The sequence below is a fragment of the Litoreibacter sp. JB4-2 genome (genome assembly GCF_055693445.1).
In genome coordinates, this window is the sequence record NZ_CM146334.1 from 1222816 (window position 1) to 1238300 (window position 15485).

Genomic DNA, 15485 nt, shown 5'->3' on the forward strand with positions numbered 1-15485 from the left:
TCTAAAGCCCCCCGTCCAAAGCGGCGACGGCGATGCTGGCTTGTTCAACATCATCGAAGGGCAGCACCGCATCGCCCACGGTTTGGCCGGTTTCATGGCCCTTACCCGCAATCAAGAGCGTGTCGCCGGGGCCCAATGCGTCGACGCCGCGCAGGATCGCTTCAGCGCGGTCGCCGACCTCATTGGCGTTTGGCACCGTCGCCATCACGGCGGCGCGGATGGCGGCGGGGTCCTCCGACCGGGGGTTGTCGTCGGTCACAAAAACCACATCGGCGTTGTTTTGCGCGGCTTTGCCCATCAATGGGCGTTTGCCTGTGTCGCGATCACCGCCTGCGCCGAACACGACAATAAGGCGGCCCATGACATGGGGGCGCATGGCTTGCAGCGCGGTTTCCAACGCGGCGGGGGTATGGGCGTAGTCCACGAAGACCGCCGCACCGTTCGCGCGCGTGGCCGCCTTTTGCATGCGGCCGCGCACGGTTTGCAGCATTGGCAATGTCTGAAAGACCTCGCGGGGTGCGGCGCCGCAGCCGATGGCGAGGCCTGCGGCGACCATCACGTTGGAGGCCTGAAACCCGCCGATCAAATCGAGCCGTAGCTGGTGCACATCGCCGCCATGGGCGAAACGCAGCTCTTGGCCCGTTGCGTCAAAGCGTTGATTTAGAAGCTGTAATTCGCAATCCTCGGTTGAGCCTACGCGCAGCAGTTTCGCGCCGCGCTTTTGCGCGACGCCCGTCATACGCGCGCCATAGCTGTCATCCATGTTGATCACTGCGACGCCGTCTTGCGCCAGCACCCGCGAAAACAGCCGCGCTTTGGCGTTGAAATAGTCGTTAAACGTCGCGTGGTAATCGAGATGGTCTTGGCTGAGATTGGTGAAAGCCGCGGCCATCAGGTGGACACCGTCGAGACGGCGTTGTTCCAGCCCATGCGACGACGCCTCCATCGCAGCATGGGTGACGCCAGCTTGCGCCATCTCGGCAAGCAGCCCGTGCAAGGTGATCGGCTCCGGCGTGGTGTGGTTTGAGGGCGCGCTGAAGGCGCCTTCGACGCCGGTGGTGCCCAGATTTGCGGCCTCAAACCCCAGTTCAGACCAGATTTGACGGGTGAAGCTGGCAACAGATGTTTTGCCGTTTGTGCCAGTGACGGCGGCCATATGGGCGGGTTGCGCGCCGAACCAAAGCGCGGATGCATATGCGAGCGCTTGGCGGGGGTCTTCGGTAATGACGACAGGCAGGTCTGCGGCTTTCAACTCATCTTCGGCGATATCCGCGCCCGCGGGGTCAGTGAGGATCGCGCCTGCGTCCATACGCACCGCATATTTGATGAACTCCGCGCCGTGGACATTGCTGCCGGGGAGGGCCGCGAAAAGGTGGCCGGGTTTGACCGTGCGGCTGTCAACGCTGAGGCCCGTCACCTGCGCTTCGCGACCGCCCGCGGCGGTCAGGCCCAAAGCGCTGAGTGATCTGCTTTCGCGCGCCATGCTGCCCCCGCTTTTGCGCCCCGTTTGGTCTTAATGTTTGACGGGTGTTACCGCAACTGCGTTGCTGGTTTCAATCGGTCTTAGGCCCAGAAGCGGGGCCGTGCGTTTGACGATCTCGGCGGCGACGGGAACGGCTGTCCATCCAGCGGTGCGGCGTGGCTCCTTGCCGGAATTCTCGGATGGCTCATCAAGCGTGACCACCAACACATATTGTGGGTCGGTGATCGGGAAAGCGGAGGCAAAAGTCGCGATGACCTTGTCCTTGTGATAGCCGCCGCCTGTGCGTTTGGGCTTGTCGGCAGTACCGGTCTTTCCGCCGATCAGATAGCCTGTGTCGCGGGCGAAAGAGGCGGTGCCTTCGCGCACGACCTTGTGCAGCATCAAGCGCGCCTGCGCGGAGGTGCGTTCCGAAATCACACGCGGGCCGGGTTTGACTTTGTTTACCTTCATCAATGTGGGCGTCACGCGGGTGCCGCCGCCAACGATGGTGGCATAGGCTGCTGCCAGATGCAGTGGGCTGGCGGCAAGGCCGTGCCCGTAACTTACAGTCATTGTTGAGATTTCAGACCATTTCGTTGGCAGAAGCGGCTTGGCGCCGGGGGCTTCGACCAGCTCGATGGGTGTGTGATCGAAGAAGCCCAGATTTTCGAGGAAGTCTTTTTGGCGCTTGGCCCCAATGCTGAGCGCCATTTTGGCGGTGCCGATATTGGAGGATTTGACGATGACATCGGTGACGCTGAGCGTATCGCCGTAATCGTGAAAATCGCGGATCCGGTAGCGGCCCCAGCGCATCGGGCCTTTGGTCTCCAACATCGTGGAGGGGTTAACGAGGCCCAGCTCAAGCGCTTGCGCTGCGGTGAAAATCTTGAAAGTCGAGCCCAGCTCGTAGACACCTTGCACCGCGCGGTTGAAGAGCGGGCTGTCGGAGGGGTCGGACTTGGGCAGATCGCGCGGGCGCGTGTTCGGGTCGAAATCAGGGAGCGAGACCATCGAGACGACCTCGCCCGTGTCGACCTTCATCAACACGGCTGTGGCACCTTTGGCGTTCATCAGCTTCATGCCACCATAAAGCACGCGGCGCATGGCGGATTGGATGGTCATATCGATTGACAGCTGCAACGGTGCGCCTTCAAGCGACGGGTCGCGCAGGAACGCATCGAAGGCTTTTTCAACGCCTGCGGTGCCGATCACCTCGGCGGAATGGACGCCCTCACGCCCGAAACTGGCGCCGCCCAGAACGTGACCGGCGAGACGGCCATTGGGATAGAGGCGCATTTCGCGCGGGCCGAAGAGCAGCCCGGGATCGCCGATATCGTGGACGGCTTGTTGTTGTTCCGGGCTGAGTTTCTTCTTGATCCAGAGGAATTTACGAGTGCCCGTGAAATCTTTGAGAAGCTGGTCTTCTTCAAGCTCAGGGAAAATCGCGGCCAGCTCGGCTGCGGCGCGTTTGGGTTCCACCATCAACTTGGGCTGGGCGTAGAGCGAGTTTGTGATCAGGTTCGTCGCCAGCACGCGGCCATTGCGGTCAGTGATGTTGGCGCGTTGCGCCACGATGGCGGCAGAAGAGGCAGAGGCGCGCGGTTCCACCGGCTCGGAAGAAGCGAGCACGGTCATCCGTGCGCCGACCACGGTGAAACCTGCGAGAAACAGTACGGCGGTAAAAAGCAACCGCGATTCCGCGCGGGCGCGCATCTTATCGCGCATTTCTTCATGCCGGGCGCGGATATTGTCGGCCTCGATCTTATCAGTGTTTTCGCCACGCAGACGTGCGGGCAGGATACGGGCGAGCGGGCGGAGCGGCGTGCGCATTATGGGCGGTCCCCCGTTTGGGTTTCGGGTGTCAGCTGGCCCTGCACCTCGATGGAGCCGATCAGGTCTTCGATGTTGAACTCAATCGGCGGGAAGCCCACTTGCGTGACCAGCCCGAACTGGTCCCGTGTGATGGGGAGCAATTGCAGCTTGTCAAAATTCAGCGCAGCCAGATCAGACAAGCGTTCGGGGCGGTTGAGATATGCCCATTCGGCCTGCAGCACAGCGAGCGTTTCGCGCGAATGGCCAATTTCGCGCTGCAAATCAGAGGCGGTGCGCAGCGCGTCCTGGGTTTTGTAATTCTCGGAATAGGCCCAATAGGCCAGCCCCATAACGGCGAACGCGAAGAGACCAAAAATAAAGCCACGCATCAAAAGAGATCCTTTCCGACGAGTTTTGGCAGGCCCAGCCCGGCGCGGTCTGACGCGCGTGCGGGTGTGTCCGTACGAGTCGCGACGCGCAGTTTGGCGGAGCGCGCGCGCGGGTTGCGGACCAGTTCATCCTTGTCCGCAGCGATTGCGCGGCGCGGGGTCAGCGCGAAAGTGGGCGCGTCTTTTTCAACGGCGGGTGCATAGCGCGACCCGCCCCCGGTGGCGCCTGCGCGGGCGGCCATGAACTTTTTGACGACGCGATCTTCGAGGGAGTGGAAGCTGACAACGGCCAGTTGCCCGCCGGGCTTCAGCGCACGTTCGGCGGCTTCCAACCCTTTGATAAGTTGCCCGAATTCGTCATTTACGGCGATGCGGATCGCCTGAAAACTGCGCGTCGCGGGATGGCTTTGGCCGGGCTTGGATTTGGGCAGCACGCTTTCGATCACATCGGCCAGATGCGCCGTCGTTGTGATTGGCCGGGCGGAGATGATCGCGCGCGCGATCCGGCGCGAGGCGCGTTCTTCGCCGTATTGAAACAGGATATCGGCAATCGCGGCCTCGTCCGCGCTGTTGACCAGATCCGCTGCTGACGGGCCGTTCTGCCCCATGCGCATATCGAGCGGGCCGTCGCGCAGGAAAGAAAAGCCGCGCTCTGCCTGATCAAGCTGCATTGAAGACACGCCAAGGTCGAGCACGACACCATCGAGCGGCAACAGATCGCCGGCAAGCGTGTCGAGATCGGAAAATGTGCCTTCGACCAGCTTCAGCCTGTCACCGTAATCCGCGGCCCAGCTTTGAGCCATTTCAAAGACCATCGGATCACGGTCGACACCGATTACGGTGCCGCTACCCGCTTCCAGGAAAGCGCGCGTGTAGCCACCGGCCCCGAATGTGCCATCGAGCCAGGTGCCTGACGCATTAACGTGTTCGAGAATTGCATCAATAAGGACCGGCAAGTGCGGTGCATCACCTTGAGGCTCGCGCACGGAATTTGCCATGCCTTACTCCCCTGACGATCCGAACGGGTCGTCGTCGAGCCAAGTGAGCGGGTCGAAATCTTCGCCCTCCATGGCGATGAATTCCTCGATGTCGTCATCGCGCTTGGTGAAGGCGTCGGGCGACCAGATTTGGAACGTATCGCCGGAGGCAGTGAATTGCGCCTCATTGGTGATGCCGATTTTCTCGCGCAGCTTGGCGGGCAAGACCAGACGACCGGTGTCGTCGGTTTGCGTGGGCAAAGCCTGACCGTTGAAGATGCGTTCCAAGGCGCGGCGGCGTTTAGAGCCGCGCGGCAAGGCGCTGATCTTGGCGTCGACCTCGGTGATCGCGTCTTGCGTGTAGCATTCGAGATAGTTTTGAGACGCGCCGCCATAAACGATGACAACATTGGGCTGCAGGCCTTCGGTCCAATCGGGATCGGATGCCTCCAGAACGCGGCGAAACAGGGCTGGGATAGACACCCTGCCCTTGCTGTCCACCTTGTGGACGCTTTCACCTCTGAACCGTTGCGTCACGATATGTGAGCCCTTTGTCCCGTCCCACCCAGTTCATGTCCTAGAAATGGAAACGGCGAGTTGATCTGCTGCCACTGATCAACTCGCCGCGTGTTCCCACTTGGGGAGTGCCGAACCCGCGCCACCTGGGGGGATGTCTGCTCGCGCAGGGTTCGGGTCTTTCGATGTGAAAGGGTGCCTGTATGAAACCTTTTGGTCGCCTTCGGGGTTCTTAGATGCCCCTTGTTATTGGCCCGTCCTCATCGTGGAACTGTTGTGCCATGGTATATTGTGGGAAGCAATGGAAATTTATGGGCAACTGTGGGAATTGAAGGGGAATGACGCCCCTGCCCGTTTCCTACGCCTCGTAATTTTCGCCGTGATTGCGGTTTGAGAAAGCGCAAACACCAAATGTAGTGGTCGACCGTAGGGTGTGCGATTTCCCATATTTCCCCAAAAAAATCGCAGTTTTCGGCGAAACACCCGATCAAACGACAGCAAAGGACAAACGAATCACCCGAAAGTGAGTCATTTTGATTCGCCGATCAAGGGGTTTGGGGGCCTGGGCCGGTGGTGGCGTGTTTACGCCATTCCGCCTTCGACCAGTCGGGCGGCAAGCGTGTCATAGGCTTGCGCCGTCGCGCTGTCGCCAACTGCAATTGGCGTGCCTGCATCCCCTGCGAGCCGAATATCAAGCTGCAGCGGGATTTCACCCAGGAAAGGCAGGCCCAGCTTTTGCGCTTCTTCCGCGACGCCGCCATGGCCGAAGATATGCGCCTCGGTGCCACAGGTGGGACATATATAGTGGGACATGTTTTCAACCAGACCCAAAACGGGCGTGTGGAGCGTCTTGAACATGTCCAGCGCCTTGCGCGCATCAAGCAACGCCACGTCTTGCGGGGTGGAAACCACAATCGCGCCTGTCAGTTGCGTTTTCGTACAAAGCGTGAGCTGCACGTCACCGGTGCCGGGCGGAAGGTCAACGAGAAGCACATCAAGTTCGCCCCATTCAACCTGCCCCATCATCTGCTGCAGCGCGCCCATTAACATAGGGCCGCGCCAGACGACGGCTTTGTCGGCATCGACCATCAACCCGATGCTCATCATGGTGACGCCATGCGCGGTCAGCGGGATGATGGTTTTGCCATCAGGCGATTTCGGGCGGTCGGACACACCCATCATGCGCGGCTGCGACGGCCCATATATATCGGCATCCAGCAGGCCGACTTTGCGGCCTTGCTTAGCAAGGGCCACGGCAAGGTTGGACGACAGCGTCGATTTGCCGACCCCGCCCTTGCCAGATGCGATTGCAATGATGCGGTCGACGCCGGACGGTTTGGTTGCTTCTGCCTGTGGCTTGGGGTGGCCGCCGATCTTGAGAGAGGGCGGCGCGCCTGCGGGCGCTGCGGCTGGCGCGGCTTTGGCTGCAGGCCCATGAGCGGTCAGCACAACAGAGACTGTGTCGACACCTTCTATACGCTGGACCACGGCCTGCGCGGCGTCGCGCACCCCGCCGAATTTCGGGGCCTGTTCTGGGGAGACTTCGAGGACGAGATCGAACCGTGCCGCCATCGATGTTAAGCGCGCGCACCATGTCGCGGGAAACGACATCGCCCCCATCTGGCAGCCCGAGGCTGCTCAACGCGGATAAAATTTGTTCTTTTGTGACAGACATTGTTTTCTGCCTTCCATTTGGCCCTTAAGCCTACTTGGAGGGCAAAATCAGTGAGAGCAACCCCCGCGATTGCCAGATTGGACCTCAAAGGGCTGAGAACGCGCCAATTGTGAACAATTTGTGAAACAATCAGGTCTCCAAACCGGCGAAAAATTGGGCAGATTGCCGCAAGGTTAACCATAGAAATCAAGGATTTAAGCTATGCAAATGCTGCATAGCAGCATTGCCGATGTGGCACTTGCGGCAGCGCAGCAAAAGCCTAAATATGAACCACAAGACGAGAGTAACGCTGGGGGCCGGGATCGCTCACCACCCAGTAGACCGAGCAAGGAATAGAAAATGGCTTATACAACAACTTCTCAAAACGGCCTGTTTGACCGCGCACGCGCTGTCATCGCCGAACTGACCGACCGCGCAGCACGTGCAAAAGTATATCGCACAACTGTGGACGAACTGAAAACGCTGTCGCACCGCGAACTGGCAGACTTGGGCATTCACCGCTCCGAGATCAAGCGCATCGCATATGAGGCGGCATATAAGAACTAAGAATTTGCTCTGGGCACGATTTCCTCCCGATTGATGGCCCGGGCAACAAGAGGCGCAGCTTTTACTCCTCCCAAAAGAGCGCTTCGCATTATGGTCTACCCTCCTCCTCCCTTGGGTGGGCCATATAAATAAGAACGGTGGTGCCTCCTCCCGGCACCACCGTTTTTTTATGTCCGGCGCATCATGCTGGGTATCATTGTTGGCGGCATGTAGTAGCGCGTTCCAACCGCCTTTTTATTGCGACAATTGCCAACGGTCCTATCTGACTTTTTTGTGGCATCGACACAGGCGCGTTTTTGCGACGATTGCGACGCCAAACAACTTCAAAGCACTTAAAAAGAATATGTTTTGAACCGGTTTTCAAAACCCGCTTTCTTTTTGGTTGATCCGCTTTTTGGAACAATAGATCGAAACCCACATTACTGTTTTTGGGCGCGCCTCAATATCGCCAAAAAACAAACAAATTTGCCCAAGTTTTGACACAGATGAACAGTAGAAAAATTGATGTAAATGTGAGGTTGTTAACCAGTAGGTCGCTCTAGACCTTTCGCCCAAAGCAAAGGCGTCACGCACCAAGTTCATGGGCTCACAGAGAGCCGCATCTAAGTTTTTTGAGTAGATGCACGATAAAGGGCCGTATGATGCAAAGGTTTCGTAGCTTTATTGAACGCCAAGAAGGTAGCTTCACGGCATTTAGTCTTTTTATCCTGATTGCGATGCTTGTGGCTTCGGGAATGGCAATTGATATCGTGCGCCACGAACAGCAAAGACTGCGTGTTCAGGCAACTCTGGACCGCGCGGTACTGGCGGCGGCAAGTCTCAACCAGACCCGTTCTCCCGAAGTTGTTGTGCAAGATTACATTGATAAAGCCGGGCTTGGAAGTGATGTGGTTATCACTATCCCACCTGCTACATCCACAATTTCGATCAGAGATGTGCGCGTAAAAGCAACGCAAAAGGTGAACACGTTTTTCATGAATATGGTGGGCGTGAAGGAACTTTCGGTCAACGCCGTTTCACGGGCGACAGAGCGCGCGGATGAGATCGAGATCTCTCTTGTGCTCGATATTTCCGGGTCGATGCGCTTTGGGTCATCCAATGGCCGTCGTCGTGATCTTAACATGCGCGATGCCGCAGAAGCCTTTGTTGATCTGACCGTTGGCGGGGCAAATGGCAATACAACGACGATCAATCTTGTCCCCTACGCAGGTCAGGTGAACCCGGGGCCGTATCTGTTTGACCAGGTTGGCGGTGTGCGTGAGCACGGCTATTCCAGCTGTGTCCGTCTCGACAATTCGGACTTTCTGCACTCGGAATTGCCGGTCGCGTCCACAACGCAAGTCGCGCATTTTATGCAATGGACAATTGATCTGCCGACAATGGATTGGGGTTGGTGCCCGAGCGACGATTCCGCGATTATCACCGCCTCGAACAATGCGACGCAGTTGAAGAACCGGATCAGATCGATGCGTTTGCATGACGGCACAGGCACCCAAGCCGGGATGAAATGGGCGCTTGCGCTACTTGATCCGACGTCAAATGCCGCCGTGACGGGTATGAACGGTCAAGGGATGAGCTACCTGACCCATGAATACACTGACCCAAATGCGTCAGTGGGCCAGCCGGTTACCATTTTGCGCAATGCCAACCTTGTCGATCCAAGCTTTCAGGACCGTCCGGCCTTGTGGAGTGACACAGGCACAAAGAAATATATTGTTCTGATGACCGATGGCGGGATTACCGATCAATTCTCGCCTAAATTCCGTGGCTATGGTGACAGTGACGGCGATAATCTGGACAACGAAGTCGACAGCGACAATATCGACGGAACGCATTACGACTATGAAAATGCGCTGAAAGAAGACAGCAAACAGGACGGGTCCTTGGGGACCAACAAGCTCAGCACGCGGGCGACCAATCTGGCCAACTTCAAACGCATTTGCGATCTCGCCAAGGCGCAAAACATTACCGTCTACTCGATTGCCTATGAGGTATCGATCGGATCGGCTGGCGAAAATGAAATGAAATACTGCGCCACTTCGGACAGCCATTATTTCCGCGTGGACGGTCTTGATATCACAAAAGCGTTCTCGGCAATCGCTCGCGACATTCATGATTTGAGGTTGGTAAATTGAAGATGCGCAATTTTACAACCATGGCGAGTGATGCATTCCGCGTCTTTCTCAAGGATGAGAACGGGGCGAGCACAACGATCGAATTTGTCATCATTTTCCCGATTTTTATGGTGATGTTTCTGTCGATGTTCGAAGTTGGGCTTCTGATGACACGTGCGGTCATGCTCGACAAAGGGCTCAATATTGCAATGCGCGAGATTAGATTGAGCGCAGGCGGTTCGCCGGTTGTGCATGACGATTTGCGCGACAGAATTTGTGAGGCCGCTTGGATTTTTCAGACCTGCAAAACCGACATGGTCTTGGAAATGACCCGGATTTCCGGTGACAATTTCACCTCCCTTTTGCCAAACAGCAAGTCGCCTTGTGTCGACCGTGCGAACAACGTCATTCCTGCAACGGTTTTTGAGCAAGGGGCGAGCAATGACATGATGTTTTTGCGGGCGTGTATCGTTGTGAACCCATGGTTCCCAACATCCGGCTTTGCTGCCAATTTAGATCTTGATCCGTCGGGCGGCTTCGCCATGAGAACCGAAGATGCATTTGTTATTGAACCGAGTAGCTAGGACCATCATCCCCATGTCACAAGTTAAAAGCCTTTTCGGCAGAGTTCTCGACCTGTTCAGAAATGAAAGCGGCACGGCGACTGTCGAAGCTGCGATTATCATGCCAATGCTTGCGGCTTGGTTTGTCGCGTCCTTTGCAATTTTCGACTCATTTTATGCGCGCACATCCGCGACGAAGGCCGTCTATACGGTGAGTGACGTGCTATCGCGCCGGACCAATGCCGCGACGCCGACCTATATCAACTCCCTTGGTGATCTGTATGATCGTTTGGCGCCGGCAGCGGGTGGGACTGCCTTGCGTGTCTCAAGCATCGAATGGGACGGCAGCGCGCACATAGTGCAATGGTCGCACCCAACACACGCCAAGGTTCCCAGCTTGGACGATGCTTCGCTCGTGACGCGCGGCTTTGATACAGAGTTGCCCGGGATGTTCGTTGGCGAGACGATCATTTTGGTCGAAGCGTTTTACGACTACCAACACCCTTTCAAATACGGCTGGAAGCGTCGCGACCTGATTTTCAAGGAATTTATCGTCACAAGCCCGCGGTTTGCGCCGCAATTGGCTTGGAACGCCTCGCCATAACTTGTTCGCGGGGCGTCACGCGCGTTCATCTTTGGGGGAGCCCATCACAATATAGCTGGTGATTGCGTTGACCTGCGGCAGAACGCCCAGGATTTCGGTGTGGAAATGCTTGTAGCTGGGCAGGTCCGCACATTCGACGCGCAGCATATATTCGACCGTGCCGGTGATGTTGTGGCATTCCTTGACCTCATGTGCCCGCGCAATGGACCGTTCAAACGCTTCTTGCGATGCTTTTGAGTGGTCAGAGAGCCCCACCGCGATATACGCCACGAAGCCCGCGCCGATCTTTTCGCGATCCAGCACCGCGCGGTAACCTTTGATGACCTTGCGCTTTTCAAGGTCTTGGACGCGCCTGAGGCACGCTGACGGAGAAAGGCCGACGCGGTCAGCCAGCTCAATATTGCTGATGCGCCCGTCGCGCGACAGCTCGCGCAATATTTTGTGGTTTATGTCGTCCATTGCGCTGTGAAGTTGCACACATTTATGCAGAGCGCGCAATAACGCAATTCAAATGCGTACGGGTACGCATAGTGTTGCGTGCATGACCTACGACGTTCTCTATGGCCTTATCGGCTTCGCTTTCGTGTCCTCAATCACCCCAGGGCCCAACAACCTGATGCTGATGGCGTCGGGCGCAAATTTCGGGTTTTGGCGTACAGTACCGCATATGCTGGGGATCGCTTTGGGGTTCACTTTGATGGTGTTTTTGGTGGGTTTGGGCCTAGCGCAGGTATTTGACGCCTACCCGGTTCTGCACGATCTGCTGAAAGTGGTGAGCGTGATCTACATGGCTTGGCTTGCCTGGAAAATCGCCAATGCCGCGCCGCCCAAGGAAGGTGAGGCCAGCGGCACGCCCATGACATTTTTGCAGGCGGCTGCATTTCAGTGGGTGAACCCGAAGGCCTGGGCCATGGCGCTGACGGCCGTGACCGTTTATTCCTTTGGGCCGTCTCTTTGGGCTGTTGCAGCTGTGGCCGGAACCTTTGGGCTGGTCAACGGGCCGGCTGTGAGCACTTGGACGCTGTTGGGAACGCAGTTGCGGCGCGTCCTGACCAATCCTGCGCGGTTACGGGCGTTCAATTGGGGCATGGCGGCGTTGCTGATGGCGTCGCTCTACCCCGCGCTTTTTGCGGGTTAGAACGGGACGTCGCCTGCGCTTTCAGCCGCGATAAGAAACTTGCCGACGACCTTTTTGGTGCCCGCCTTGTCGAAAGCGATGTCGAGCTTGTCACCCTCTATCGCCTCAACCGTGCCGTAGCCGAATTTCTGGTGAAATACCCGCTCGCCGGTTGTGAAGCTGGACACGGCCTGCGCGTCGATCACCATGTTCTTGCTTTCGCGCGGTTGGCCCATCCCACGATTGCTTTGACGTTCCTGCAAGCGGCGCCAGCCGGGGGAGTTGTAGACATTGGCGCTTGCGGCTTTGTCGTGCAGATCGCTTTCTGCAACGGCCTGCAAGACCGGCGAGGCGGAGGCCATGTTGCCGCCTTGGTGGCCGTAAAGGCCCGGTGGCGTCAGGACTTCGACATGGGGTTCGGGCAGCTCATCAATGAAGCGAGAGGGCAATTGCGATTGCCACTGGCCGTAGACCCGGCGGTTGCCTGCAAAGCTGATCGTACAGATCTTTTCGGCCCGGGTGATGCCGACATAGGCGAGGCGGCGTTCTTCTTCGAGACCTTTGAGCCCGCTTTCATCCATGGAGCGTTGGGACGGGAATAGCCCGTCTTCCCAGCCGGGCAGGAATACGGCGGGGAACTCAAGGCCCTTGGCGCCGTGCAGCGTCATGATAGAGACCTGTTCGCTGGTAGTTTCGGTGTCATTGTCCATGACAAGGGAGATATGTTCGAGGAACCCTTGCAGGTTCTCAAAGCTTTCAAGGGCTTTGATCAGTTCCTTGAGGTTGTCGAGCCGCCCTGGCGCTTCGGGCGTTTTGTCATTTTGCCACATCTCGGTATAGCCGGATTCCTCCAAGATCATCTCGGCGGTCTCAATGTGGGTGTCGGCCTCTGACCGGACCTGCGCGGCCCAGCGGTCGATGCCGTCGACGAGCTTTTGCAGTTCCACCGCACCCTTGCCGCCCAAGCCCTTGGCCATCAATAGCAGCCGCGCGCCCTCATGCAGTGACACGCCATTGCTGCGGGCCGTCATCTGGATTTTTTGCTGCGCCTTGTCGCCGAGGCCGCGTTTGGGGGTATTCACGATCCGTTCAAACGCGAGATCATCTTCAGGACTGACGGCTAGACGGAAATAGGCGAGCGCATCGCGGATTTCCATCCGTTCGTAGAAGCGCGGCCCGCCGATGACGCGATAGGGCAGCCCGATGGTCAAGAACCTGTCTTCAAAAGCGCGCATCTGGTGGGAGGCGCGCACGAGGATGGCCATGTCGTTGAGCGACATCGGGTCCATCCCACGGGTGCCGACCTGAGCGGCCTCAATCTCATCGCCGACCCAGCGGGCTTCTTCTTCGCCGTCCCAATGGCCGATAAGGCGGACCTTTTCGCCGCCCTTGGCCTCAGTGAAAAGCGTCTTTCCGAGGCGACCTTTGTTGCCCGCGATCACGCCGGAGGCTGCGGCGAGGATATGTTCGGTGGAACGGTAGTTTTGTTCCAATTTAACAATTTTTGCGCCCTCGAAGTCCTTTTCGAACCGCAAAATGTTTCCCACTTCGGCGCCGCGCCAACCGTAGATCGACTGATCATCGTCGCCCACGCAGCAGATATTTTTGTGCCCGGCGGCGAGCAGGCGCAGCCACATATATTGAGCGACGTTGGTATCCTGATATTCATCGACAAGGATGTATTTGAACCAGCGTTGGTATTGCGCGAGTACATCTTCGTGGTTTTGGAAGATCGTGACCATGTGCAAGAGCAAGTCACCGAAATCGACGGCGTTCAGAGTTTTGAGACGCTGTTGGTAGGCGTCGTAGAATTCGCCGCCGCGATTGTTATAGGCCCCGGCCTCAGAGGCAGGCAGCGCGTCGGGCGTCCAAGCGCGGTTTTTCCAGCTATCGATGAGACCCGCCAACATGCGGGCGGGCCAGCGTTTGTCGTCAATCCCCTCGGCGGCGATGAGTTGCTTGAGCAGCCGCAGCTGGTCGTCCGTGTCGAGGATCGTGAAGTTGGACTTCAGGCCGACAAGCTCGGCGTGGCGACGGAGCAATTTCACGCAGATCGAGTGGAAGGTGCCGAGCCATGGTACGCCCTCCACCTGTTCGCCAAGCAGGCTGCCGACGCGGTTTTTCATCTCGCGCGCGGCTTTGTTGGTGAAGGTAACGGCTAGAATTTCGTTCGGGCGCGCGGAACCGGTGGTCAGAAGATGCGCGATGCGCGCGGTCAGTGCGCGGGTTTTGCCCGTGCCCGCGCCTGCGAGCATCAAGACCGGACCGTCGAGTGTTTCGACAGCTTCGCGCTGCGCGGGGTTCAACCCTTCAAGGTAGGGCGCCGCGCGCGACGCGACGGCGGCCCCGAAGGCGCGTTGGGACAAAGGAACGGAGGAGGCCGCCTCGAAGGCGTCGAAATCGTCTGAGCTGCTCATGAGTTTCAAGATAGCGCTAAGCGGGGTTCAGGGAAAGAGGTGTTCTATATATGTTCCACAGCTTTCTCTGGACATAGGCCGGGTTTGGTTTGACAACCGTGCCCCATGGACCTGCATTCGAAATTTCCCGCCATTTCTGACCTGAAACGCGCCGCGCGCAAACGTATCCCGCATTTTGTCTGGGAATATCTTGATAGCGCCACAGGCGACGAGATGACGGCGCGGCGCAACCGGGAGGCTTTGGATAGAGTGCTATTCAAGGCGTCGATCCTGCATGGGGAGTTTGTGCCGGATTTGACCACGACGTTTTTGGATCGAGGGTTCCCCCTGCCCTTTGGAATTGCGCCGGTGGGCATGTCGGGGCTGATCTGGCCTGGGGCGGAAAAGATATTGGCGGGTGCTGCGAAAGAACTGGGCATTCCTTATGCGATGTCGACCGTGGCCACGCAAACACCAGAAGATATCGCGCCTCATTTGGGGGAGCATGCGTGGTTCCAGATGTACCCGCCGCGTGACGAGGCCATCCGTGACGACATGATTTCGCGCGCGCGTGCCGCCGGGTTCGGGACACTGATTTTGACGGTGGACGTGCCTGTGGCGTCGCGCCGTGAACGGCAAACGCGTGGCGGGCTGACACAGCCGCCGCGCTTGACGCCGCGTTTGGCGATGCAGGCGGCGCAGTGCCCTGTCTGGCTGAGAGGGATCCGACAAACCGGCATGCCGCGCATGAAAACTTTGGACAAATATTCGGACTTCAAAGGCCAATTGCCATCAACCGAGCATATTGGCTATCTGCTGCGCACCTCCCCGGATTGGGAGTATTTGAAACGGCTGCGGGAGGCCTGGACCGGCCCGTTGATCGTGAAAGGCGTCACGCAAACGGAGGATGCGGCGCGATTGCAGGATGCAGGCGTCGACGCGTTGTGGGTGTCGAACCATGCGGGCCGGCAGTTTGACGCGGCCCTTGGTGCGATTGATTGTCTGGCGCAAGTCCGCGCGGGCACATCCTTACCCATCATCTTAGACAGCGGCGTTGAAGGTGGGCTGGATATAATCCGCGCCTTGGCACTTGGTGCGGATTTCGTGATGTTGGGTCGCGCCTGGCATTACGCCCTCGGGGCGGCTGGCAAGGCAGGCCCCGCGCATTTAGCCGATATGTTGCGCAAAGATATGGAGGCCAATATGGGGCAATTGGGTACCAAAACACTGGCCGATTTGGCGCATAGGCGGGTTTGATGGGCAATATTGGTAGCGGCTAAAGGCCTTTGTTTTTAGGTCGCCTTCGGGCAGTGG

General features: G+C 58.0%; 13 protein-coding genes and 1 pseudogene. 6 read left to right on the plus strand and 8 right to left on the minus strand.

Annotation, left to right across the window (positions count from 1 at the left end):
• Position 1: 1 nt before the first annotated feature.
• The 6 genes and pseudogenes from ACZ1G7_RS06140 to ACZ1G7_RS06165 form a co-directional block, all read right to left on the minus strand.
• Entirely contained in the window at positions 2–1483 is a 1482-nt protein-coding gene (locus ACZ1G7_RS06140; protein WP_472662941.1) for a UDP-N-acetylmuramoyl-L-alanyl-D-glutamate--2,6-diaminopimelate ligase, read from the minus strand.
• Between the two features lie 30 nt (positions 1484–1513).
• Positions 1514–3295, minus strand: coding sequence for a peptidoglycan D,D-transpeptidase FtsI family protein (locus ACZ1G7_RS06145; protein ID WP_472663683.1), 1782 nt, complete (start codon positions 3293–3295; stop codon positions 1514–1516).
• The gene (gene ftsL / locus ACZ1G7_RS06150; RefSeq protein ID WP_472662942.1) at positions 3292–3663 is read right to left on the minus strand and encodes a cell division protein FtsL; all 372 of its coding nucleotides are present in this window, start codon (positions 3661–3663) and stop codon (positions 3292–3294) included. Before ftsL ends, ACZ1G7_RS06145 begins: the two co-directional genes overlap by 4 nt.
• Entirely contained in the window at positions 3663–4661 is a 999-nt protein-coding gene (rsmH, locus tag ACZ1G7_RS06155) for a 16S rRNA (cytosine(1402)-N(4))-methyltransferase RsmH (RefSeq protein WP_472662943.1), read from the minus strand. Before rsmH ends, ftsL begins: the two co-directional genes overlap by 1 nt.
• A gap of 3 nt (positions 4662–4664) precedes the next feature.
• The gene (gene mraZ / locus ACZ1G7_RS06160) at positions 4665–5177 is read right to left on the minus strand and encodes a division/cell wall cluster transcriptional repressor MraZ (RefSeq protein ID WP_472662944.1); all 513 of its coding nucleotides are present in this window, start codon (positions 5175–5177) and stop codon (positions 4665–4667) included.
• Between the two features lie 561 nt (positions 5178–5738).
• Positions 5739–6831 (minus strand): annotated as a pseudogene (locus ACZ1G7_RS06165) (Mrp/NBP35 family ATP-binding protein).
• A 339-nt stretch (positions 6832–7170) separates the two neighbouring features.
• Between ACZ1G7_RS06165 and ACZ1G7_RS06170 the strand changes: the two are divergent.
• The 4 genes from ACZ1G7_RS06170 to ACZ1G7_RS06185 all read left to right on the plus strand — a co-directional run bounded on the left by ACZ1G7_RS06170 (position 7171) and on the right by ACZ1G7_RS06185 (position 10658).
• Positions 7171–7377: a DUF1127 domain-containing protein gene (locus ACZ1G7_RS06170; protein ID WP_472662945.1), complete on the plus strand. Its 207-nt coding sequence runs from the start codon at positions 7171–7173 to the stop codon at positions 7375–7377.
• A 734-nt stretch (positions 7378–8111) separates the two neighbouring features.
• A complete protein-coding gene (locus ACZ1G7_RS06175) occupies positions 8112–9512 on the plus strand; it encodes a hypothetical protein (protein ID WP_472662946.1) in 1401 nt (466 codons plus the stop codon).
• A gap of 2 nt (positions 9513–9514) precedes the next feature.
• The gene (locus ACZ1G7_RS06180) at positions 9515–10075 is read left to right on the plus strand and encodes a TadE/TadG family type IV pilus assembly protein (protein ID WP_472662947.1); all 561 of its coding nucleotides are present in this window, start codon (positions 9515–9517) and stop codon (positions 10073–10075) included.
• Positions 10076–10088: 13 nt separating this feature from the next.
• Positions 10089–10658 (plus strand): TadE/TadG family type IV pilus assembly protein, encoded by a 570-nt coding sequence (locus tag ACZ1G7_RS06185; protein WP_472662948.1) that lies wholly within the window; start codon positions 10089–10091, stop codon positions 10656–10658.
• Positions 10659–10673: 15 nt separating this feature from the next.
• On the opposite strand, the gene ACZ1G7_RS06190 is transcribed toward ACZ1G7_RS06185, so the two are convergent.
• Positions 10674–11117, minus strand: a complete 444-nt coding sequence (locus tag ACZ1G7_RS06190; RefSeq protein ID WP_472662949.1) for an Lrp/AsnC family transcriptional regulator — start codon at positions 11115–11117, stop codon at positions 10674–10676.
• An 82-nt stretch (positions 11118–11199) separates the two neighbouring features.
• On the opposite strand from ACZ1G7_RS06190, the gene ACZ1G7_RS06195 reads away from it, so the two are divergent.
• A complete protein-coding gene (locus tag ACZ1G7_RS06195) occupies positions 11200–11796 on the plus strand; it encodes a LysE family translocator (RefSeq protein WP_472662950.1) in 597 nt (198 codons plus the stop codon).
• Here the strand turns inward: ACZ1G7_RS06195 and ACZ1G7_RS06200 are convergent.
• Positions 11793–14192, minus strand: coding sequence for an ATP-dependent helicase (locus ACZ1G7_RS06200; RefSeq protein ID WP_472662951.1), 2400 nt, complete (start codon positions 14190–14192; stop codon positions 11793–11795). The genes ACZ1G7_RS06195 and ACZ1G7_RS06200 overlap by 4 nt on opposite strands.
• 105 nt (positions 14193–14297) lie before the next feature.
• Here ACZ1G7_RS06200 and ACZ1G7_RS06205 point away from each other — a divergent pair, with 105 nt between their 5' ends.
• Positions 14298–15428, plus strand: a complete 1131-nt coding sequence (locus ACZ1G7_RS06205; RefSeq protein WP_472662952.1) for an alpha-hydroxy acid oxidase — start codon at positions 14298–14300, stop codon at positions 15426–15428.
• Positions 15429–15485 lie beyond the last annotated feature (57 nt).